Source organism: Pseudomonas sp. YuFO20 (assembly GCF_035064975.1).
GTDB lineage: Bacteria > Pseudomonadota > Gammaproteobacteria > Pseudomonadales > Pseudomonadaceae > Aquipseudomonas > Aquipseudomonas putida_AE.
In genome coordinates, this window is the sequence record NZ_JAXDEO010000031.1 from 59,354 (window position 1) to 82,311 (window position 22,958).

At 61.1% G+C, this 22,958-nt stretch carries 17 protein-coding genes; 6 read left to right on the forward strand and 11 right to left on the reverse strand.

Annotated elements, in window-relative coordinates:
• Nucleotides 1-49: 49 nt before the first annotated feature.
• The 8 genes from rpsA to mtnA form a co-directional block, all read right to left on the reverse strand.
• The gene (gene rpsA / locus SOP85_RS18450; protein ID WP_274074946.1) at nt 50-1,744 is read right to left on the reverse strand and encodes a 30S ribosomal protein S1; all 1,695 of its coding nucleotides are present in this window, start codon (nt 1,742-1,744) and stop codon (nt 50-52) included.
• A 119-nt stretch (nt 1,745-1,863) separates the two neighbouring features.
• Complete coding sequence (gene cmk, locus SOP85_RS18455) at nt 1,864-2,553, reverse strand: (d)CMP kinase (RefSeq protein WP_323627801.1); 690 nt, start codon at nt 2,551-2,553, stop codon at nt 1,864-1,866.
• Nucleotides 2,550-4,757 (reverse strand): bifunctional prephenate dehydrogenase/3-phosphoshikimate 1-carboxyvinyltransferase, encoded by a 2,208-nt coding sequence (locus tag SOP85_RS18460; RefSeq protein WP_323627814.1) that lies wholly within the window; start codon nt 4,755-4,757, stop codon nt 2,550-2,552. The genes cmk and SOP85_RS18460 overlap by 4 nt, the downstream gene beginning before the upstream one ends.
• Nucleotides 4,758-4,785: 28 nt before the next feature.
• Complete coding sequence (gene hisC / locus SOP85_RS18465) at nt 4,786-5,898, reverse strand: histidinol-phosphate transaminase (protein WP_323627802.1); 1,113 nt, start codon at nt 5,896-5,898, stop codon at nt 4,786-4,788.
• A gap of 13 nt (nt 5,899-5,911) precedes the next feature.
• Nucleotides 5,912-7,006, reverse strand: a complete 1,095-nt coding sequence (gene pheA, locus SOP85_RS18470) for a prephenate dehydratase (RefSeq protein WP_027620100.1) — start codon at nt 7,004-7,006, stop codon at nt 5,912-5,914.
• Nucleotides 7,006-8,091 carry a 3-phosphoserine/phosphohydroxythreonine transaminase gene (gene serC, locus SOP85_RS18475; RefSeq protein WP_274074943.1) on the reverse strand — a complete coding sequence of 362 codons (1,086 nt, stop codon included), beginning with the start codon at nt 8,089-8,091 and terminating at the stop codon, nt 7,006-7,008. Before serC ends, pheA begins: the two co-directional genes overlap by 1 nt.
• 233 nt (nt 8,092-8,324) lie before the next feature.
• On the reverse strand, nt 8,325-10,979 hold the full coding sequence (gyrA, locus tag SOP85_RS18480; RefSeq protein ID WP_274074942.1) for a DNA gyrase subunit A: 2,655 nt from the start codon (nt 10,977-10,979) through the stop codon (nt 8,325-8,327).
• 426 nt (nt 10,980-11,405) lie between these two features.
• Nucleotides 11,406-12,482 carry an S-methyl-5-thioribose-1-phosphate isomerase gene (gene mtnA / locus SOP85_RS18485; protein ID WP_274074941.1) on the reverse strand — a complete coding sequence of 359 codons (1,077 nt, stop codon included), beginning with the start codon at nt 12,480-12,482 and terminating at the stop codon, nt 11,406-11,408.
• 108 nt (nt 12,483-12,590) lie between these two features.
• On the opposite strand from mtnA, the gene SOP85_RS18490 reads away from it, so the two are divergent.
• From SOP85_RS18490 to SOP85_RS18510, 5 genes are all read left to right on the forward strand, one after another.
• Nucleotides 12,591-13,925: a TRZ/ATZ family hydrolase gene (locus SOP85_RS18490; RefSeq protein ID WP_323608464.1), complete on the forward strand. Its 1,335-nt coding sequence runs from the start codon at nt 12,591-12,593 to the stop codon at nt 13,923-13,925.
• Nucleotides 13,926-13,983: 58 nt separating this feature from the next.
• Nucleotides 13,984-14,682 (forward strand): bifunctional 2-polyprenyl-6-hydroxyphenol methylase/3-demethylubiquinol 3-O-methyltransferase UbiG, encoded by a 699-nt coding sequence (gene ubiG / locus SOP85_RS18495; RefSeq protein WP_274074939.1) that lies wholly within the window; start codon nt 13,984-13,986, stop codon nt 14,680-14,682.
• Between the two features lie 4 nt (nt 14,683-14,686).
• Nucleotides 14,687-15,358 carry an N-acetylmuramic acid 6-phosphate phosphatase MupP gene (mupP, locus tag SOP85_RS18500; RefSeq protein WP_323627804.1) on the forward strand — a complete coding sequence of 224 codons (672 nt, stop codon included), beginning with the start codon at nt 14,687-14,689 and terminating at the stop codon, nt 15,356-15,358.
• Between the two features lie 138 nt (nt 15,359-15,496).
• Nucleotides 15,497-16,237 carry a YciK family oxidoreductase gene (locus SOP85_RS18505; RefSeq protein ID WP_323627806.1) on the forward strand — a complete coding sequence of 247 codons (741 nt, stop codon included), beginning with the start codon at nt 15,497-15,499 and terminating at the stop codon, nt 16,235-16,237.
• Between the two features lie 360 nt (nt 16,238-16,597).
• Complete coding sequence (locus SOP85_RS18510; RefSeq protein WP_274074936.1) at nt 16,598-17,524, forward strand: GGDEF domain-containing protein; 927 nt, start codon at nt 16,598-16,600, stop codon at nt 17,522-17,524.
• 132 nt (nt 17,525-17,656) lie between these two features.
• Here the strand turns inward: SOP85_RS18510 and SOP85_RS18515 are convergent, their stop codons facing one another.
• The 3 genes from SOP85_RS18515 to SOP85_RS18525 form a co-directional block, all read right to left on the reverse strand.
• The gene (locus SOP85_RS18515; RefSeq protein WP_323627807.1) at nt 17,657-19,531 is read right to left on the reverse strand and encodes an MFS transporter; all 1,875 of its coding nucleotides are present in this window, start codon (nt 19,529-19,531) and stop codon (nt 17,657-17,659) included.
• A gap of 105 nt (nt 19,532-19,636) precedes the next feature.
• Nucleotides 19,637-20,788 carry a TDT family transporter gene (locus tag SOP85_RS18520; RefSeq protein ID WP_323627809.1) on the reverse strand — a complete coding sequence of 384 codons (1,152 nt, stop codon included), beginning with the start codon at nt 20,786-20,788 and terminating at the stop codon, nt 19,637-19,639.
• An 86-nt stretch (nt 20,789-20,874) separates the two neighbouring features.
• Nucleotides 20,875-22,065, reverse strand: a complete 1,191-nt coding sequence (locus SOP85_RS18525; protein WP_323627810.1) for an MFS transporter — start codon at nt 22,063-22,065, stop codon at nt 20,875-20,877.
• Between the two features lie 127 nt (nt 22,066-22,192).
• Here SOP85_RS18525 and SOP85_RS18530 point away from each other — a divergent pair, with 127 nt between their 5' ends.
• Nucleotides 22,193-22,729: a TetR/AcrR family transcriptional regulator gene (locus SOP85_RS18530; protein WP_323627811.1), complete on the forward strand. Its 537-nt coding sequence runs from the start codon at nt 22,193-22,195 to the stop codon at nt 22,727-22,729.
• Nucleotides 22,730-22,958 lie beyond the last annotated feature (229 nt).

Sequence of the window (22,958 nt, forward strand, 5' to 3'; positions counted from 1 at the left end):
GCACAAAAAAGGGCGACCGAAGTCGCCCTTTTTTACAGAAAGTCAGAACTTAGTTCTGTTTTTCCATTTGTGCACGCAGCAGGTCACCCAGAGTGGTGGCTACTGGAGCATCCGAACCAGCTTGCGGCTTGTCGCGCAGGCTCTGGATCGCTTCTTTCTCTTCTTCAACGTCTTTCGACTTGATCGAGAGTTGGATTACGCGGCTCTTGCGGTCAACGCTGATGATCTTGGCTTCTACTTCTTCGCCTTCTTTCAGAACGTTGCGCGCGTCTTCAACGCGGTCACGGCTGATTTCGGAGGCTTTCAGAGTCGCTTCGATATCGTCGGCCAGGGTGATGATGGCGCCTTTAGCGTCAACTTCTTTCACGATACCCTTAACGATTGCGCCTTTGTCGTTCTCTTGAACGTACTCGGAGAACGGATCGCTTTCCAGTTGCTTGATGCCCAGGGAGATGCGCTCGCGCTCTGGGTCAACCGACAGGATAACGGTGTCCAGCTCGTCGCCCTTCTTGAAACGACGAACAGCTTCTTCGCCAACTTCGTTCCAGGAGATGTCGGACAGGTGAACCAGGCCGTCGATGCCGCCGTCCAGACCAATGAAGATACCGAAATCGGTGATCGACTTGATGGTGCCGGAGATTTTATCGCCCTTGTTGAACTGGCCAGAGAAATCTTCCCATGGGTTAGATTTGCACTGCTTGATGCCCAGGGAGATACGACGACGCTCTTCGTCGATGTCCAGAACCATAACTTCCACTTCGTCGCCGACTTGTACGACTTTCGAAGGGTGGATGTTCTTGTTGGTCCAGTCCATTTCGGAAACGTGTACCAGACCTTCAACGCCTTCTTCCAGCTCAGCGAAGCAGCCGTAGTCGGTCAGGTTGGTTACACGAGCGGTAACGCGAGTGCTTTCTGGGTAACGGGCTTTGATAGCAACCCATGGATCTTCGCCCAGTTGCTTCAGGCCCAGGGAAACACGATTGCGCTCGCGATCGTACTTCAGAACCTTGACATCGATCTCGTCGCCAACGTTGACGATTTCGGAAGGATGCTTGATACGCTTCCAAGCCATGTCGGTAATGTGCAGCAGGCCATCGACGCCACCCAGATCGACGAATGCGCCGTAATCGGTGAGGTTCTTGACGATACCTTTGACTTGTTGGCCTTCCTGCAGGGATTCCAGCAGAGCTTCGCGCTCGGCGGAGTTCTCGGCTTCCAGGACGCTACGACGGGAAACGACAACGTTGTTGCGCTTCTGGTCCAGCTTGATGACCTTGAATTCCAGCTCTTTGCCTTCCAGGTGCGTGGTGTCGCGCACTGGACGGACGTCAACCAGAGAACCTGGCAGGAACGCACGGATGCCGTTAACGTCGACAGTGAAGCCGCCTTTAACCTTACCGTTGATAACGCCCTTGACCACTTCTTCGGCTGCGAAGGCAGCTTCCAGAACAATCCAGCATTCAGCGCGCTTGGCTTTTTCACGGGACAGCTTGGTTTCGCCAAAGCCGTCTTCTACCGAGTCCAGCGCAACGTGAACTTCGTCACCGACGTTGATAGTCAGGTCGCCAGCGTCGTTGTAGAACTGCTCAAGCGGGATGAGTGCTTCAGACTTCAGGCCAGCGTGAACGGTTACCCAGCGAGCTTGGTAATCGATATCAACGATAACACCGGTGATGATGGAGCCTGCCTGAAGGTTCAGGGTTTTTAGGCTTTCTTCAAAGAGTTCCGCAAAGCTTTCGCTCATTTTAATTCCTGTTGATGAGGGCGAAGAATACGCCCATCTCCACACCCCAGACGGTGTGGGTTAGTTTCATTTAGAAGAAGCGCCCCAGGACTATGACTGGTCCCCTGCGGCCTTCTTGGTCACCCGGCGATATCGCGAATGGCGATCTCGCTCATGATGCGTTCCAGCACCTGGTCGATGGATAATTCCGTGGAATCCAGCTGTATGGCGTCAGCCGCCGGCTTGAGCGGGGCTACCGCTCGCTGGGTGTCACGCTCATCGCGTGCACGTATCTCATCTAGCAGACTCGACAGACTAACACCCTCGACTTTGCCCTTCAACTGCAAATATCGACGGCGCGCCCTTTCCTCGGCGCTGGCGGTCAGGAAAATCTTCAGCGGGGCATCTGGAAACACCACCGTGCCCATGTCACGACCATCGGCCACCAGGCCCGGCGTTTCCTGGAAAGCGCGCTGGCGCTGCAGCAGCGCCTCGCGCACCGCAGGCAATGCAGCCACCTGGGAGGCACCCGAACCGACGCTTTCGGTACGGATCACATCGCTGACTTCGTCACCTTCCAGGATGATGCGCTGCAGCTGACCTTCGGTCGCCGCGATGAATTGCACATCCAGATGAGCGGCGAGTTTTTTCAGCAACTCTTCATTGGTCAGGTCGACGCCGTGGTTATGCGCAGCGAATGCCAGCAGGCGGTACAGCGCACCGGAATCCAGCAGGTTCCAGCCCAGGCGCCTGGCCAGGATCCCGGCTATGGTGCCTTTGCCCGAGCCGCTTGGCCCATCGATGGTGATGACCGGTGCAATGCTCTTCACGACTGGGCCTCTTGCGCAACGCGGATACCGACCTGCGCGCACAGCGCCAGGAAGTTGGGGAACGAGGTCGCCACGTTGGCGCAGTCGTGGATGCGGATCGGCGCCGTGGCGCGCAGCGAGGCAACGCTGAAGGCCATGGCAATCCGGTGGTCGCCGTGACCATGGACTTCACCACCACCGATCGAACCGCCATCGATGATGATGCCATCCGGGGTCGGTTCACACTTGACGCCCAGCGCCAGCAAGCCATCGGCCATGACCTGGATCCGGTCCGACTCCTTGACCCGCAGCTCTTCGGCGCCGCGCAGCACGGTGCGCCCTTCGGCGCAGGCCGCAGCGACGAACAGCACCGGGAATTCGTCGATCGCCAATGGAACCAGCGCCTCGGGAATCTCGATACCCTTGAGTTTAGCTGCTCGCACGCGCAGGTCCGCCACTGGCTCGCCGCCGACTTCACGCTGGTTTTCCAGGGTAATGTCGGCGCCCATCAGGCGCAGGATGTCGATCACGCCGGTGCGGGTCGGGTTGATGCCGACGTGCTCCAGTACCAGCTCCGAACCCTCGGCGATCGACGCGGCCACCAGGAAGAACGCCGACGACGAGATGTCGCCCGGCACTTCAATGTGGGTCGCGGTCAGCTTGTGGCCGGACTCGACCGAAGCGGTGGCACCGTTGACGCTGACCGGGTAGCCGAAGCCGCGCAGCATGCGCTCGGTGTGGTCGCGAGTCGGTGCAGGCTCGGTGACGGTGGTCTTGCCTTCGGCGTACAGACCCGCCAGCAGCAGGCAGGATTTAACCTGGGCACTGGCCATTGGCATGGTGTAGGTCAGGCCCTTGAGCTTGTTCCCACCACGAATGGTCATCGGCGGACGGCCTTCAGCGGCGGTCTCGATTACGGCGCCCATTTCACGCAGCGGGTTGGCCACGCGATTCATCGGGCGCTTGGACAGCGAAGCGTCGCCGGTCAGGGTGCTGTCGAAGTCCTGTGCCGCCAGCAGGCCGGACAACAGGCGCATCGAGGTACCGGAGTTGCCCAGGTAGATCGGACCCGGTGCTGGCTTGAGGCCATGCAGGCCGACACCGTGAATGGTCACACGACCATGGTGCGGGCCTTCGATGACCACGCCCATGTCGCGGAACGCCTGCAGGGTCGCCAGGGCGTCTTCGCCCTCGAGGAAGCCTTCGACTTCGGTCACGCCTTCGGCCAGGGAGCCCAGCATGATCGAACGGTGGGAAATCGACTTGTCACCTGGTACGCGAATCCGACCGGACAGGCGGCCACCAGGTTGAGCCAGGAAAATCAGATCGTTGGAATTCATAGCGTCCACATAGGCCCGACGGGCCAGGATTTTACTGAAATGCTCGCGGGCAACCCGGGCGCGAGTGAAAACGCCCAATAATTGGTGCCCATCCCCTGCATCGACCGCGTCGCGCAAGGCGTCGAGGTCGCTGCGAAATGTATCGAGTGTGCGCAGGACAGCTTCGCGGTTGGCGAGGAAGATGTCATGCCACATGACCGGGTCGCTTCCGGCGATTCTTGTGAAATCGCGGAAACCGCCCGCAGCGTAACGGAAGATCTCAAGGTTTTCATTGCGCTTGGCCAGCGAGTCGACCAGGCCGAATGCCAGCAAGTGCGGCAGATGACTGGTGGCCGCCAACACTTCGTCGTGGCGTTCGACCTGCATGTGCTCGACATCGGCGCCCAACTCGCGCCACAGACGATCGACCACGGCCAGGGCCTGCGGATCGGTCTGCTCCAGCGGTGTCAGGATCACTTTATGGCGACGGAACAGTTCGGCATTGGAGGCTTCCACCCCGCTCTGCTCGGAACCGGCGATCGGGTGGCCCGGCACGAAACGCGCCGGCATGCCACCAAAAGCTTCGCACGCCGCACGCACGACATTGCCCTTGGCGCTGCCGACGTCAGTCAGGATCGCTTGCCCCAGGTCCATGCCCGCCAGACGGCCGAGCATTTTTTCCATGGCAAGGATCGGCACGGCCAACTGGATCACGTCGGCGCCCTGGCAAGCAACCGCCAGGTCATCTTCGCAGCGATCCACCACACCCAGCTCAACCGCGAGTTTGCGCGACTGCGGGTCGAGATCGACGCCGACCACTTCGCGGCACAGGCCACTTTCGCGCAAACCCTTGGCAAACGAACCGCCGATCAACCCCAGACCGACCACCACCAGGCGTCCGATCATGGGTTCAGCAGATTGCAGTGCAGTGACATCAACCACGGGCCAGAACCTTGGCCAGCGCCTCGAGGAAGCGGCTGTTTTCCGCCGGCAGGCCAATGGTGATGCGCAAGTGGTTCGGCATGCCGTAGTTGGCCACCGGACGCACGATCACGCCTTCGCGCAGCAGCCCCTGGAACACCGGGGCCGCCACCTGACCGAGGTCAACGCAGATGAAGTTGCCTTTGGATGGAATCCAGCCCAGCCCCAGATCACGGAAACCCGCTTCCAGTTGCTGCATGCCCGACTCGTTCAGGCGACGGCTTTCAGCCAGGTATTCGGCGTCCTGCAGCGCAGCGCCGGCAGCGGCCAAGGCCAGGCTGTTGACGTTGAACGGCTGGCGCACGCGGTTCAGCACATCGGCGACCACGGCGGTGGACAAGCCATAGCCGACGCGCAACGCCGCCAGGCCGTAGGCCTTGGAGAATGTGCGCGACACCAGCAGGTTCGGGTAAGCCGCGAGGAAGTCCAGGCCGTCCGGCAGGTCGCTGCCTTCGGCGTATTCGATGTAGGCCTCGTCCAGCACCACCAGCACGTGCTCAGGCACGTCCTGGAGGAATTCGTCCAGCGCCTCGGTATCGAACCAGGTCCCGGTCGGGTTGTTCGGGTTGGCGATGAACACTACGCGGGTATTGGCGTCGATGGCCGCCAGCATCGCCGGCAGGTCATGACCCCAATCCTTGGCCGGAATCACTTTGGCCTGGGCGCCGACGGCCTGGGTCACGATCGGGTAGACCGCAAACGCATGTTCGCTGAACACCGCGTTGAGGCCTGGCGCCAGGTAGGCGCGAGCGACCAACTCAAGGATGTCGTTGGAGCCATTGCCCAGCGTCACCTGGTTCAGTTCGACACGGCACTGCTCGGCCAGCAAGGTCTTGAGCGCGAAGCCGTTACCGTCCGGATAACGAGTCAGCTCAGCCAACTCTTCACGGATGGCCGCCAGGGCCTTGGGACTGGCACCCAGCGGGTTTTCGTTGCTGGCCAGCTTGACGATGCTGGCCGGATCGAGATCCAGCTCACGCGCCAGTTCGTCCACGGGCTTGCCCGGAACGTATGGCGAAAGTTGTTGCACGCCCGGCTGTGCCAGAGCGAGGAAATTGCCACTCATTTGCTACCACCCCTTAGAGAACTGCTTTCGGGTAGGAACCCAGCACTTTGAGTGCTACTGCTTCCTGGCTGATCTTTTCCAGCACACCTTTTACCAGCGGATCGCGGTGGTGGCCGACGAAATCGATGAAGAACACGTAGGTCCATTTGCCGCTGCGCGACGGACGGGTCTCGATTCGTGTCAGGTCGATGCCGTTGTCGTGGAACGGCACCAGCAATTCGTGCAGCGCGCCCGGCTTGTTGCTCATCGAGACGATGATCGACGTCTTGTCGTCGCCGGTCGGCGGCACTTCCTGGTTACCGATCATGAGGAAGCGCGTGGAGTTGTCCGGGCGGTCCTCGATTTTCTCGGCCAGGCGAGTCAGCCCGTAGAGGCCGGCCGCCATGTCGCCGGCAATCGCTGCCGAGTTCCACTCACCCTTGACCCGCTTGGCCGCTTCGGCGTTGCTGGACACCGCCACGCGCTCGACATTCGGGTAATGGGCGTCCAGCCACTTGCGGCACTGGGCCAGGGACTGGGCGTGGGAGTAGATGCGGCTGATGCTGTCGGTCTTGGTGTTTTCACCGACCAACAGGTGATGGTGAATCCGCAGCTCGACTTCGCCACAGATCACCATGTCGTGCTCGAGGAAGCTGTCGAGGGTGTGGTTGACCGCGCCTTCGGTGGAGTTTTCCACCGGGACCACGCCAAAGTTCACCGCACCGGCCGCCACTTCGCGGAACACTTCGTCGATGGCCGCCATCGGCTTGCTGATCACGGCGTGGCCGAAGTGCTTCATGGCCGCAGCCTGGGTGAAGGTGCCTTCAGGACCGAGGTACGCCACTTTCAACGGCTGCTCGAGGGCCAGGCACGAGGACATGATTTCGCGGAACAGCCGCGCCATTTCTTCGTTGCCCAGCGGCCCCTGGTTGCGCTCCATGACACGCTTGAGCACTTGAGCTTCGCGCTCGGGACGATAGAACACCGGCACTTCGCCTTCGGCCAGCGAGGCCATCTTTACTCGCGCGACTTCCTGGGCGCAACGCGCACGCTCACTGATCAGCTCCAGGACTTTAGTGTCCAGAGCATCAATGCGAACGCGCAGTGCCTTGAGTTCTTGCTCAGACATTAGCCGTGTTCCTTCTCGAACTCTGCCATGTACGCCACCAGCGCGTTGACCGCGTTGATGTCGACGGCGTTATAGATGGAGGCGCGCATGCCGCCCACGGAACGGTGACCCTTGAGGTTCAGCAGGCCACGCTCGTCGGCGCCAGCCAGGAACGGCTTGTCCAGACGGTCGTCGGCCAGGCGGAACGGCACGTTCATCCACGAGCGGTCCGACTTGTTGATCGGGTTGCTGTAGAGGCCGCTGGCGTCGATGAAGTCGTACAGCGTGCGCTGCTTGACGTCATTGAGCTTGCCGATGGCTTCGACACCGCCCTGCTCCTTGAGCCACTCGAACACCAGGCCCGACAGGTACCAGGCCAGGGTCGGTGGGGTGTTGTACATCGAGCCGTTGTCGGCCGCGACCTTGTAGTCGAGCATGGTCGGGCACTGGGAACGGGCGCGACCCAGCAGGTCTTCACGCACGATGTTGACCACGATGCCGCTGGGGCCGATGTTCTTCTGGGCGCCGGCGTAGATCATGCCGAAACGCGAGACATCCACCGGACGCGAAAGGATGTCCGAGGACATGTCGGCCACCAGCGGAACGTCACCGGTCTCGGGAATCCACTGGAATTCCAGGCCGCCGATGGTTTCGTTCGGTGCGTAGTGCACGTAGGCCGCGTCTTTCGACAGCTTCCATTCGTTCTGGCCAGGAATGGCGAAGTAGTCGTACGGCTTGGCGGTGGCGGCAACATTGACGTGGCCGAAGCGCGACGCTTCTTCGATGGCTTTCTGCGACCAGATACCGGTGTCGATATAGTCCGCGGAGCCATTTTCCGGCAGCAGGTTCAGGGGAATCTGGGCAAATTGCTGGCTGGCGCCGCCTTGCAGGAACAGCACTTTATAGTTCGAGGGGATATTCAGCAGATCACGCAGATCCTGCTCGGCCTTGGTGGCGATGGACACGAACTCATCGCTGCGATGGCTCATTTCCATGACCGACAGACCCTTGCCGTGCCAGTCGAGGAGTTCACCCTGGGCGCGCTGCAGGACAGCTTCGGGAAGCGCCGCAGGACCGGCACAGAAGTTATAGGCTCTCTTGCTCACATCCAATCTCGCTCTGATTTGGTGGTATCACGCAATAAATCATCAGCCGACACCAATCTAATGTGGGAGCGGGCTTGCTCGCGAAAGCGATTGGACTGGCGACATCTTTATTGGATGTCAGTCCGTCTTCGCGAGCAAGCCCGCTCCCACATTTGATCGTCGTGGGTGTCGATTTTTTTCATACAGGACAAACAACAAGGGGGCGAATTTTCATCCGCCCCCTGCTTACCCGCTTATTCCTGTGGTTCTTCGTCAGCGGCGGCGTCGAGTTGCTGGTCCTCGACGATGTCGTCGATCACGACATTGCCCTCGAACCCGGCACCTTCTTCACCTTCCAGCTCTTCACCCTCGACTTCCGACGGCTCCTGGACCCGCTCCAGACCGACCAGCGTTTCATCGCTGGCCAGCTTGATCAGGGTCACGCCCTGGGTGTTACGACCCAGGCTGGACACTTCGTCGACACGGGTACGCACCAGGGTACCCTGGTCGGAAATCAGCATGATCTCCTCGCCATCGAGCACCTGAACCGCACCGACCAGACGGCCGTTACGATCGTTGCTGACCATGGCGATCACGCCCTGGCCGCCACGCTTGTACTCAGGGAACTCGGTGATCGCAGTGCGCTTGCCGTAACCACGCGCCGAAGCGGTGAGGATCTGGCTGCCTTCTTCCGGGATCAGCATGGAAATCAGCTTCTGCCCTTCTGGCAGGCGCATGCCGCGTACACCGCGGGCGGTACGGCCCATGGCGCGAACGTCGGATTCCTTGAAGCGAGTGACCTTGCCGCCGTCGGAGAACAGCATGACTTCGCGTTCGCCATCGGTGATGGCCGCGGAGATCAGCACGTCGCCTTCGTCCAGCTCCAGCGCGATCAGGCCGACGCTGCGTTGACGGCTGAAGGATTCCAGCGGGGTCTTCTTCACGGTGCCGTTGGCGGTGGCCATGAAGATGAAGTGACCTTCGGTGTATTCCTCGACCGGCAGCATGGTGGTGATGTATTCACCGTCATCCAGCGGCAGCAGGTTAACCAGCGGACGACCACGGGCGGCGCGGGACGCTTCAGGGATTTCGTAGGTTTTCAGCCAGTACACCTTGCCCTTGCTGGAGAACAGCAGCAGCGTGGTGTGGCTGTTGGCCACCAACAGGTGAGCGATGTAGTCCTCATCCTTGACGCCGGTGGCCGACTTGCCTTTACCGCCACGACGCTGGGCCTGGTACGCAGCCAATGGTTGGGTCTTGGCGTAGCCACCGTGGGAAATGGTCACGACGCGATCTTCTTCCGGGATCATGTCGCCCAGGGTCAGGTCGAGACGGGCATCGAGGATCTCGGTGCGACGCACGTCGCCGTATTCGGCGCGGATCACTTCCAGCTCTTCGCGGATCACTTCCATCAGGCGCGTAGCGCTGTTGAGGATGCGGATCAGCTCGCCGATCTGGTTGAGGATCTCTTGATACTCGGCCAGCAGTTTTTCGTGCTCCAGGCCGGTCAGGCGGTGCAGACGCAGTTCCAGGATGGCTTGCGCCTGCTCTGGCGACAGGAAGTACTTGCCGTCGCGCAGGCCGTATTGCGGATCGAGGTTTTCCGGACGGCACGAATCGGCGCCGGCACGCTCCACCATCGCCACAACGGCGGAGGACTCCCAAGGGGTGCTGACCAGCGCTTCCTTGGCTTCCGACGGGGTTGGCGAGGCCTTGATCAGGGCGATGACCGGGTCGATGTTCGACAGGGCAACCGCTTGACCTTCCAGGATGTGACCACGTTCGCGCGCCTTGCGCAGTTCGAACACGGTACGGCGGGTGACGACTTCGCGACGGTGACGGACGAAGGCTTCCAGCAGGTCCTTGAGGTTCAGGATGCGTGGACGGCCGTCGATCAGCGCAACGATGTTGATGCCGAATACCGCTTGCAGCTGGGTCTGGGCGTAGAGGTTGTTGAGGATCACCTCAGGCACTTCGCCACGACGCAGTTCGATCACGACGCGCATACCGTCCTTGTCGGACTCGTCGCGCAGCTCGGTGATGCCTTCGAGCTTCTTCTCTTTTACCAGCTCGGCGATCTTCTCGATCAGGCGAGCCTTGTTCAGCTGGTAAGGCAGTTCGGTGATGACGATCTGCTGGCGGCCACCAACCTTGTCGATGTCTTCGATCATCGAGCGGGCGCGCATGTAGATGCGGCCGCGACCGGTGCGGTAGGCTTCGATGATGCCGGCGCGACCGTTGATGATCGCGGCGGTCGGGAAGTCCGGACCCGGGATGTATTGCATCAGCTCGTCGACGGTCAACTCGGGGTTGTCGATGAGCGCCAGGCAACCGTCGATGACTTCACCGAGGTTGTGCGGCGGAATGTTGGTCGCCATGCCCACGGCGATACCGCTGGAGCCGTTGACCAGCAGGTTGGGAATACGGGTCGGCATGACCGCCGGGATCATTTCGGTGCCGTCGTAGTTCGGCACCCAGTCCACGGTTTCCTTATGCAGGTCGGCCAGCAGCTCGTGCGCCAGCTTGGTCATGCGCACTTCGGTGTATCGCATGGCCGCGGCGTTGTCGCCGTCCACCGAACCGAAGTTGCCCTGGCCGTCTACCAGCAGGTAGCGCAGGGAGAATGGCTGCGCCATCCGAACGATGGTGTCGTACACCGCGGTATCACCGTGCGGGTGATACTTACCGATCACGTCACCGACAACACGGGCAGATTTCTTGTACGGCTTGTTGAAGTCGTTGCCCAGCTCGCTCATCGCGAACAGCACGCGCCGGTGCACGGGCTTCAAGCCATCGCGCGCATCCGGCAGTGCCCGCCCGACAATTACGCTCATCGCGTAGTCGAGATAGGACTGCTTCAGCTCGTCTTCGATATTGACCGGGAGGATTTCTTTGGCCAGTTCGCCCATGAGAAGCCTGATTCCTTTTTCTGGTGAAACTTCGTCACATCCATATGGGACGAACGAAGCTCGCCGCTGCAGGCTGAGTGCCGTGCACCGACTTACGACAAATCAACGAGTTATGCCATGGATCTGCGCAGTAAAGGTCGCCCCGCGGGACAACCTTGGAAACCGCCGGATGTTATCACAAGAGCCGCCACGCACCTATCCCCCTGATGCGCATGGAGCATAGTTAGTTGACCGATGACAGGCTTGAAGGGGATCAGAGAGGCTTAGAGCCGAGTTGAATGCTGAATTGGGGGGTTGATTCAGGGTCATTTACTGTCTTTCAGGGCCTCTTCGCGGGCAAGCCCGCTCCTACAGGGATCTGTGTCGATCACAAACCCTGTGGGAGCCAGCCTGCTGGCGATGGCGTCCTTTCAAACGCCACGGCAATCAATGGAGGCGCTTGCGGCACATCAACTGGGTCATTTTCGCCGTATCCGGGCGCTCGACGATGCCTTTTTCGGTGACGATCGCATCGATCAGGTCCGCCGGGGTTACGTCGAACACCGGGTTGAACGCATCGACATCGGCGCCGAGCCGCTGGCCACCTACCTCCAGCAGCTCGCGCCCATCGCGCTCCTCGAGCACGATGTCGTCGCCACTGGCCAGGTTCATGTCGATGGTCGAACTCGGCGCCACCACCATGAAGCGCACGCCGTGGTGCATGGCATTGACCGCCATCTGATAGGTGCCGATCTTGTTGGCCACGTCGCCATTGGCGGTGATTCGATCTGCGCCGACGACGACCCAGGTGACGCCCTTTATCTTCATGATATGCGCCGCGGCGGAGTCGGCATGCAGGGTCACCGGAATGCCTTCGTTGGCCAGCTCCCAGGCCGTCAGTCGGGAGCCTTGCAACCATGGACGGGTTTCGCTGGCATACACGCGCTCGACCATGCCCTCGATAAAGGCACCGCGAATGACCCCCAGCGCCGTGCCGAACCCACCGGTGGCCAGTGCGCCGGTGTTGCAATGGGTCATGATCGCCTGGGCGTTGCCCTGGTGCTTGCGGATCAGGTCGACGCCCAGTTGCGCCATGGTCAGGTTGGCTTCGCGGTCGCTTTCATGAATGGCCAGGGCCTCGGCTTCCAGCACGGACAGCGGATCTGCGTGTTTTTTCAGGCGATCCAGACGCTCGCGCATGCGCCCAAGGGCCCAGAACAGGTTGACCGCGGTCGGACGGGAATCGGCGAGCAGCGCAAAATCTTCCTCCAGCGCCGCCTGCCAGTGGCCGCCCTCGGCAAACCGGGCGCGCGCTGCCAGCACAACGCCATAGGCGGAACTGATGCCAATGGCCGGCGCGCCGCGCACTACCATCGAGCGAATGGCTTCGGCCACTGCCGCCGCGCTGGTGCAGGCGATCCAGGTTTCCTCGAACGGCAAAACTCGCTGATCCAGCAGGTACAGGGTGCCATCACGCCAATCGATGGCCTTCACTTTCTCAGCAGCCAACAGTCGATCGCGCATCAAACACCCCGCAGTCAGAAACAAAAGCCGCCGATTATAGCGATCCCCCGGCGAAGACGCTCGGGTATACTTCGCCATCCTTTACAAAAGCACTGGAACCGATCCTCGATGCCGAACACTGCCCCTGCGCTCGATCTGTTGTTGCTGCCGACCTGGCTGGTACCCGTCGAACCCGCTGGCGTCGTGCTCAAGGATCATGCCCTGGGCATCCGCGACGGGCGCATCGCCTTCATCGGTCCACGCAGCGCTGCCCTGCAGCTTAACGCAACCGAAGTGCGCGAATTGCCGGACATCCTGCTCAGCCCCGGCCTGATCAACGCCCACGGGCATGCGGCAATGACCCTGTTCCGTGGCCTGGCCGACGATCTGCCGCTGATGACCTGGCTGGAAAACCATATCTGGCCGGCCGAAGCCAAGTGGGTCGACGAGGATTTCGTCCGCGACGGCACGGACCTGGCCATCGCCGAGCAACTCAAGGGTGGCATCACCTGTTTCTCTGACATGTATTTCTTCCCGAAGGTTGCCAGCGAGCGCGTACATAACAGCGGCATCCGCGGACAAATCGCCATTCCGATCCTCGACTTCCCGATCCCGGGCGCCAGCACCGCGGACGAGGCGATCCGCCAGGGCGTCGAGCTGTTTGGCGACCTCAAGCATCACGAACGCATCAAAATCACCTTCGGCCCCCATGCACCCTACACCGTGGGCGATGAAAACCTGGAAAAAATCCGGGTGATCGCCGAAGAGCTGGACGCGTCGATCCACATGCACGTGCATGAAACCGCCTTCGAAGTGCAGCAAGCGCTCGAACAGCGCGGTGAACGCCCGCTGGCCCGCCTGGCGCGCCTGGGCTTGCTGGGGCCGCGCTTCCAGGCGGTTCACATGACCCAGATCAGCGAGGAAGACCTGGCGTTGCTGGTAGAAAGCAACACCCATGTCATTCACTGCCCCGAGTCGAACCTGAAGCTGGCCAGCGGTTTCTGCCCGGTGGAGCGCTTGTGGCAGGCCGGGGTCAACGTCGCCATCGGCACCGACGGCGCCGCCAGCAACAATGACCTGGACCTGCTGGGCGAAACCCGCACCGCCGCCCTGCTGGCCAAGGCCGTCGCGGGCTCGGCCACGGCTCTCAGCGCCCACAGCGCCCTGCGCATGGCCACCCTCAACGGTGCCCGCGCACTGGGGATCGAAGCCGAGGTCGGCTCGCTGGAAGTCGGCAAGGCCGCCGACATCGTCGCCTTCGACCTCTCGAGCCTGGCCCAGCAGCCAGTCTACGACCCGGTTTCGCAGCTTATATATGCATCCGGCCGCGATTGCGTGAAACACCTTTGGGTCGCGGGCAAGCAACTGCTCGACGACCGCCGCCTGACACGGATGGACGAACAGCAACTCGTCGCCACCGCCAAGGCCTGGGGCCAGCGCATCAGCGGCCGCAAAGAATCGTAAGTCCCCCGGACTCAACCCCGGGGCTACAGGATTTTTCAAGTTTTAGAGGACTTAAACCATGAGCAACGTCGACTACGCCGAAATCGCCAAATTCGAAGCCCTGGCCCATCGCTGGTGGGACCGCGAGAGCGAATTCAAACCGCTGCACGACATCAACCCGCTGCGGGTCAACTGGATTGACGAACGCGTCAGCCTGGCCGGCAAGAAAGTCCTCGACGTCGGTTGCGGCGGCGGCATCCTCAGTGAAGCCATGGCCCAGCGCGGCGCGACCGTGACCGGCATCGACATGGGCGAAGCGCCACTGGCGGTCGCTCAACTGCATCAGCTGGAATCGGGCGTGAACGTCGAATACCGGCAGATCACCGCCGAAGCCCTGGCCGAGGAGATGCCGGAGCAGTTCGACGTGGTCACCTGCCTGGAAATGCTCGAGCACGTGCCGGACCCGTCCTCGGTGATCCGCGCCTGTTTCCGTATGGTCAAGCCGGGCGGCCAGGTGTTCTTTTCCACCATCAACCGCAACCCCAAGGCGTACCTGTTCGCCATCGTCGGCGCCGAATACATCATGAAGCTGTTGCCGCGCGGCACCCACGACTTCAAGAAGTTCATCCGCCCTTCCGAACTCGGTGCCTGGAGCCGCATGGCCGGCCTGACCGTCAAGGACATCATCGGCCTGACCTACAACCCGTTGACCAAGCATTACAAACTGGCGTCCGACGTGGACGTCAACTACATGATCCAGACCCTGCGCGAGGAGTAAGCCGATGCGTATCAGAGCAGTTCTTTTCGACATGGACGGCACCCTGCTCGACACCGCGCCGGACTTCATTGCGATTTGCCAGGCGATGCGTGCCGACCGGGGTTTGCCACCGATCAACGACAAGCACATCCGCGACGAAATCTCCGGCGGTGCCAAGGCAATGGTCGCTGTGACCTTCGCCATGGACCCGGAGTCGCCGGGCTTCGAGGCATTGCGCCTGGAGTTCCTCGAGCGCTACCTGGTTGGCTGCGCGGTACACAGCAAGCTGTTCGACGGCATGGGCGAACTGCTGGCCGACATCGAGAAGGCCAACCTGATCTGGGGCGTGGTCACCAACAAGCCGCTGCGTTTCGCCGAGCCGATCATGCAGCAGCTGGGGCTGGCCAAGCGCTCGGCGCTGTTGATCTGCCCGGATCATGTGAAGAACAGCAAGCCTGACCCGGAGCCGCTGATCCTCGCCTGCAAGATGCTCGACCTCGACCCGGCCAGCGTGCTGTTCGTGGGCGATGACCTGCGCGATATCGAATCGGGGCGCGATGCCGGCACGAAGACGGCCGCCGTGACGTTCGGTTATATCCACCCGGACGACAATCCGCGGCATTGGGGTGCGGATGTGGTGGTCGATCATCCACTGGAGTTGCGCAAGGTGCTCGATAGCGCCCTCTGTGGCTGCTGAAGTTTTTTTGTAGGAGCTGGCTTGCCAGCGAAGAGGCCCCTGAAATTTGCATCGATCTTTTGGCCGCCTTCGCTGGCAATCAAGCTCCTACAAGGGACCGCGTAACGGACGCTCGTATTCTGATTGGTTGAGGTTTTTATGTTTGATTATTCCGCCCGCCCCGATCTGCTCAAGGACCGGGTCATCCTGGTCACCGGCGCCGGTCGTGGCATTGGTGCCGCCGCCGCCAAAACCTATGCCGCCCATGGTGCCACCGTGCTGTTGCTGGGCAAGACCGAAGCCAACCTGACCCAGGTCTACGACGAGATCGAAGCCGCCGGCCATCCGCAACCAGCCGTCATCCCGTTCAACCTGGAAACCGCCCTGCCCCATCAATACGATGAGCTGGCCGCGATGATCGAGGGCGAATTCGGCCACCTCGACGGTTTGCTGCACAACGCGTCGATCATCGGTCCGCGCACCCCGATCGAACAGCTGTCCGGCGAAAACTTCATGCGCGTCATGCAGATCAACGTCAACGCCATGTTCATGTTGACCAGCACCCTGCTGCCCCTGCTCAAGCTGTCCCAGGATGCCTCGGTGGTGTTCACTTCCAGCAGCGTCGGCCGCAAGGGTCGCGCGTATTGGGGTGCTTACGGCGTCTCGAAATTCGCCACCGAAGGCCTGATGCAAACCCTGGCCGACGAAGTCGACACCGTGGCGCCTGTGCGCTCCAACAGCATCAACCCGGGGGCCACCCGCACCAGCATGCGCGCCCAGGCGTATCCGGGTGAAAATCCGCTGAACAACCCGACCCCCGAGGAGATCATGCCGGTCTACCTCTACCTGATGGGCCCGGACAGCACCGGTATCAACGGCCAGGCATTCAACGCCCAGTAGTACCGTACGTCGCATTTGTGCCGCGTCGGCTTCCCGACGCGGCACTCCAGCGACAGCGCCACTTCAGTCAAACAACCGTCGCACATTGTCCTTCGCAAACCTCACCAACATTCAAGCTTTTGATTCATAACGATTTTTTATAAAAACCGGTAAATGGCACGACTTTCGCTCTGAATTTGTCCCGACTAGCTGCGGAAAAGCAGAGGGGGCGATGCCAAATCGCAGATTACTAATCTGCGATAAAGCAGATTAAGCTTGTACGAAATGTCCTACGGGACTGACGGACCAGTATGACGCGCAGCCTGAGACTGCTCGCCCCCAGCTTGTAAGACAGCCTTACTGCTCAAGGGCGCACGCCATATGAAACCACCTTCCCAGACCAACGCAATTGACTTCGACAGCGCCAAATTGCAACGCCTGGGTTTTGGTCAGCAGCCGCCGATTCTGGAGAGGCCCGTCAGCCTTGCGCAGTTGCGCCAGCAATTGAACCTGCAGCTGCAAACCAGCCTTGAGCCGCAACGCATACTCGGGCTGTTCTACCGCGAAATCCAACGACTGGTACCCCTTGATGCCTTGAGCTATCAGCACAAGAGCAGTGACTTGCGCCTGGAATTCGGCCTGCGGGGCCACCACTCGATCAGCTACAGCCTGAGCCACGAAGGCGAGCACCTGGGCGAACTGGTCTTTCGCCGCAACCAGCGTTTCAGCGAGCAGGAACAGGGCCATCTGGAATCCCTGCTGGCCGCCCTGCTGTTCCCGATGCGCAACGCATTGCTGTACCGCGCCGCCACCCAAAGTGCGTTGCGTGACCCGCTGACGGACACCGGCAATCGCATCGCCATGGACCAGACGCTGCAGCGGGAAATCGAGCTGGCACGACGGCATATGCAACCCTTGTCCTTGTTGATGCTGGACATCGATCACTTCAAGCAGATCAACGACACCCATGGGCACGGCGCTGGTGATGACGTGCTCAAGGCCGTGGCCGCCTCGATCAAGAATCAGTTGCGCAACGTCGACATGGTGTTTCGCTACGGCGGCGAAGAGTTCCTGATTTTGCTGTCCAACACCAGCCGGGAAGCGGCGGCCCTGGTCGGCGAACGCCTGCGATGCGCAGCGCAGACCGAGGATTATCCGGCCGATGGCTGCACGGTCGAGCTGACGGTCAGCCTCGGCTGCTCGACCCTGCTGCCGGGAGAATCCGCCGAGAGCCTGTTACGCAGGGCCGACAGTGCGCTGTACGTCGCCAAGCGCGAGGGGCGGAATCGCTTGACGATGGCGGGGTGACTCGAGGCGACCTTGTGTTGGTCTTGCGGGCGCCATCGCCGGCAGGCCAGCTCCCACAGTAGATCGGGTATAGCCGTGAGCGATGGGTCGCCTATGAGGTCGCCATCGCGACGACCTCCTACCTCTTCGGACCTACCGCACCGCGCCACGCAACTCACCCACCATGGCCTGCAGCCTCGCCGGCTGCGCCGCCTCAACGGCCACCTCCGGCCCTGCCACCAACGTCACCCGCGACCACAACCGGCGGAACAGGCCCTTGCCCGGATCGCGACTGAAGAAGCTCCCCCACAAGCCCTGCAATGCCAGGGGAATGACCGGCACCGGGGTTTCTTCGAGAATGCGCGTGAGCCCGCCCTTGAACTCGTCGATCTCGCCATCGGCGGTCAATTTGCCCTCGGGAAAGATGCACACCAACTCGCCGTTCTTCAGATATTGCGCAATGCGCGTGAAGGCCTTTTCGTAGATCTGGATGTCTTCCTGACGGCCCGCGATCGGGATGGTCCCCGCAGTGCGGAAGATGAAATTCAGCACCGGCAGGTTATAGATCTTGTAGTACATCACGAAGCGGATCGGTCGGCGTACCGCACCGCCAATCAGCAAGGCATCGACGAACGACACGTGATTGCACACCAGCAACGCCGCCCCCTCATCGGGAATCAGGTCCAGGTTGCGATGCTCCACGCGGTACATGGAATGGCTGAGCAGCCAGATCATGAAACGCATGGTGAACTCGGGCACGATCCTGAAGATGTAGGCGTTGACCCCGATATTGAGCAACGACACCACCAGGAACAACTGCGGGATCGACAGCTTGACCATGCTCAGCAGGATGATCGAGACAATCGCCGACACCACCATGAACAGCGCGTTGAGAATGTTGTTGGCGGCGATCACCCGAGCCCGTTCGTGCTCGGCAGTACGCGACTGGATCAGGGCATACAGCGGCACGATGTAGAAACCGCCGAAAACCCCGAGGCCGAGGATGTCGAGCAACACCAGCCAGGTGTGGCCGAAACCGAGAATCTCGATCCAGCCATGGCCCAGGGCACTGTCGGGAATCCCGCCGGAATGCCACCACAGCAACAGGCCAAACACGGTCAGCCCAAATGAGCCGAACGGCACCAGGCCGATTTCGACTTTGCGCCCGGAAAGCTTTTCACAAAGCATCGACCCCACGGCGATACCGACCGAGAACACCGTGAGGATCAAGGTCACCACGGTTTCGTCGCCGTGCATCCACTCCTTGGCATAGGCCGGGATCTGCGTCAGGTAGATCGCCCCGACAAACCAGAACCATGAGTTGCCGACAATCGAACGCGACACCGCCGGGGTCTGCCCCAGGCCCAGTTTCAGCGTGGCCCAGGACTGGCTGAAGATGTTCCAGTTCAGGCGCATCTGCGGCGTGGCCGCTGCCGCCCGCGGAATACCGCGGCTGGCCAGGTAACCGAGGACGGCGATGGCAATGATCGCGGTGGACACGATCGGCGCGTAATGACTGGACGACATCATGATGCCGGCGCCGATGGTCCCGGCCAGGATCGCCAGGAAGGTGCCCATTTCCACCAGGCCGTTGCCCCCAACCAGTTCGTCTTCATGCAGGGCCTGGGGCAGGATCGAATACTTCACCGGCCCGAACAGCGCCGAGTGCGTGCCCATGGCGAACAGCGCCACCAGCATCAACGACAGGTGGTCGAACAGGAAGCCCACCGCGCCCACCGCCATGATGACGATTTCTCCAAGCTTGATCAGGCGGATCAGCGCGTCCTTGGCGAACTTCTCGCCGAACTGCCCGGCCAGCGCCGAGAACAGGAAAAACGGCAGGATGAACAGCAGCGCACACAGGTTGACCCAGATCGAACGGTCACCTTCGATCGACAGCTTGTACAGGATGGCGAGGATCAAGGACTGCTTGAAGATGTTGTCGTTGAACGCCCCGAGGGACTGGGTCACGAAGAACGGCAGGAAACGCCGGGTGCGCAGCAAGGTGAACTGTGAAGGGTGACTCATCTTCCATGTGTCCCTGAAGCTTAAGAGTGGGTAACGAGTGGCGTGGATACAGTGATTGGAATGTCGCACGTCGATCCAGGCCACACATTACCTAATCTTTGCCGGTTATTTCTTCAATCCTGCAATGCACGGCGAGACAAACAGCTCGCCGCGCCAGGCACCTTGCACCGTACGCTTGGCGACGATCAGCCACATCACGATCAGCAGGCTCACCAGCACACACCCGAAAACACTGAAAAACGTCAGGTGCAAGGTGCTGGCCAGTTTCAACGTTGCCAGAGAATAGACGCCCAACGGAAAGGTGAAACCCCACCAGCCAAGATTGAAAGGGATACCGGCGCGCAGATAACGCAGGGTGATCAGCACGGCCATCAGCATCCACCACAGGCCAAAGCCCCACAGCGTGATCCCGGCGACCAGGCCCAGCCCCGCCGCAATTTCACCGACGCCCGACAGACCGTTGGCGGCGAAGATTGCCGGCGCATCGGCGCCCAACAGCAACATGCCCAGGGCACCCGTGCCAATCGGCCCGAGCGCCAGCCAGCTCGAAGCGGCCATGTTTTCGTGGGGCAGTTTATGCAGCGCCATGCGCAGCAGCAGAATCGTCAGGATGCTGAACGCCACCGGCAGGGAAAATGCCCAGAGCACGTAGCTGGTCACCAGCATCACCAGTTGCGAATGGGCATCGACCAGATGCGGCGCCAACAGGCCACCGCTGGCCGCCGCCACTTCCGCCGCGACCACCGGCAACAGCCAAACGGCTGTCATCTGGTCAATGCTGTGCTCCTGGCGGGTGAACATCAGGTAGGGAATCAGTACGCCGCACGCCAGCGACATCGCCACATCCAGCCACCACAACGTCTCGGCCAGGGCAATCACGCCGTCGCCCCAGCGCGGCAAGCCGAACACCAGGAAGCCGTTGATGATGGTCGCCAGGCCCATGGGGATGGTGCCGAAAAACATCGAAACCGTGGAATGGCCGAAAATCCGCCGCGCCTCATCGAAAAACAGCGCCCAGCGCGCCGCGTACAGCAGGGTAAACAACAGGAACAAAAAGATATTGAACAGCCAAAGCCCTTCGGCAATAACGTGCAGAACGGGATTGGCAACGGGCAATTGCGCCAGCGCCAAGGCCAGCACGCCGGTGCCCATGGTGGCGGCGAACCAGTTAGGGGTGAACTGGCGAATGACCTCGCGCGGGTGCTGCAAATGACTGAACGGCTTGATACCGGGCTTGATGGTGTTGGGGCATGTCATGGCGAACTCCTCTCCTCGGGTGAGGTGGAGCCCATCATAGATCCGGATCGAATATCGATATAACGGGTAATATCTCTAACTGTTATCTATTTTGCAGATAAACAATTATTCCCCGTGCGCTGGCGCCACGCCATCAGCATGGCGCCGATGGACAGGACGATCAGCCCCGCACCATAACCATCGGCAGTCGCCACCAGGCCGAACGTATGCGTCAGGTTCCCGGCCAGGAACGACGGCAGGCAGAACGCCAGGTAACTGAGCACATAAAACGCCGACATCAATCCGGCCCGTTCATGGGGCAAGGCCAGCGGCACCAGGCTGCGCACGGCACCGAGAAATCCCGCACCGAAGCCGCAGCCGGCGACGAGTGTGCCAAGGAAAAACAGGGGCAGACTCGCGCTGTGCACGCCCAGCAGGATCAGCACGATACCTGTCGGCAGCAAGCCTGTGCCCAGTTGCAGCGCCTTGCTCGCGGGTTGATTGCGCAGGGTGAAAATCATCGCAGCACCGGTCAAGGTCAAGGCTGCCACCGTTGCCCCGCCAATCAGGTTCGAGGTCGAACCCGTGGCTGTACGAACCAGCGACGGCGCCAGCGATGCGTAAAAACCGCCGAGCGCCCAGGTCGCCACATTGAGCGGCAAGACCCGCCACAGGGTTCCGCGCGCTTGCACGGGGACATGCAGTGTCGGGCGCAAAGATGCCCATGCCCCGGCCTGGGGCGATACGCTCTCTGGCAAACGCCAGACATACACGGCCTGCAACGCAAACAGGGCGAGCAACAGCCAGTAGGTCAACTGCAGGGGCGCGGGCGCAAACTCCGCCAGCAGGCCGCAACCCATGCCGCCCATGGCCATGCCGAGCAACGGCGCAACACTGTTGATCAGCGGACCCTGCTGGCGATCGACGTCGAGCAAGGTGGCACTGAGCACGGCAGTCGCCATGCCGGTGGCGAAACCTTGCAGCACCCGTGCACCGATCAGCCAGGCGACGCTATCGGCGTAAATGAACAACAGCATCGCCACGCTGTTGAGCACGACAGCCGTGAAAATCACCGGCTTGCGCCCCAGGTAATCCGAGAGCGAACCCACCGTCAGCAGCGCGGCCAGCAGGCTGAGGGCATACACGCCGAAAATCAGGGTAAGCATGGCGGCGGAAAACTGCAGCTGCTCCTGATACAAGTGATACAAGGGCGTTGGCGCCGTGGAAGCCGCCAGGAAACCGAGCAAGGTGATTGCCAGAAACCACAGGCTTGCACGGTTTGAACGAGAACTGGACATGGGCACACTCCGCAAAAGCTAATTTTTTGCTTTTGCGGAGTGTGCTACCGAGTGGCGCTTAAAGCAAATTCTTTGTGTTAAGGTCCGCTGCATGGCCTTACAGGGCCCGCGAAACAGGAAACATGCGATGACAGCACCCACTTTACGCCCCGGCGGCCGCAGCGCCCGGGTTCAGGAGTCGATCCATACCGCCGTGCGCGAACTGCTCGAAGAGCAGGATCGCGCCAGCGTCACCGTGCCGCAAATTGCCGCGCGCGCGGGCGTCACGCCTTCGACCATCTATCGGCGCTGGGGCGATTTGTCGGCGCTTCTGGCGGACGTCGCCCTGGCCCGTATGCAGCCGGAAACCGAGTCGGCCAACACCGGCAGCCTGGCGGGCGATGTGCGTGCCTGGGCGGATCAATACCTGGACGAGATGAGTTCCGCGCCTGGTCGCAACATGCTGCGCGATGTGCAAGCGAGCCTGAAGCCGAGCTATTGCGCGACCATCATTGGTGGGCAATTGCAGGTGATTCTGGATCGCTATCCGGATCAGCCGAAGCCAAGGGTCGATCGGCTGATCAACATGGTGGCGGCGCCTATCGTGTTTCGCATCCTGTTTTCCGAGGCGCCGCTGGAGAGTGAGGAGCTGCATCGGTTGATCGACATTGCGTTGAATCAGTGACGACGCCATTCGCGAGCAAGCCCGCTCCCACAGTTGACCGCGTCCCAATGTGGGAGCGGGCTTGCTCGCGAAGAGGCCTGGTCAGTTTCGCATCCTGTTTCTCGAGGCGGCGCTGGAGAGTGAGGAGCTGCATCGGTTGATCGAGATTGCGTTGAATCAGTGACGACGCCATTCGCGAGCAAGCCCGCTCCCACAGTTGACCGCGTCCCAATGTGGGAGCGGGCTTGCT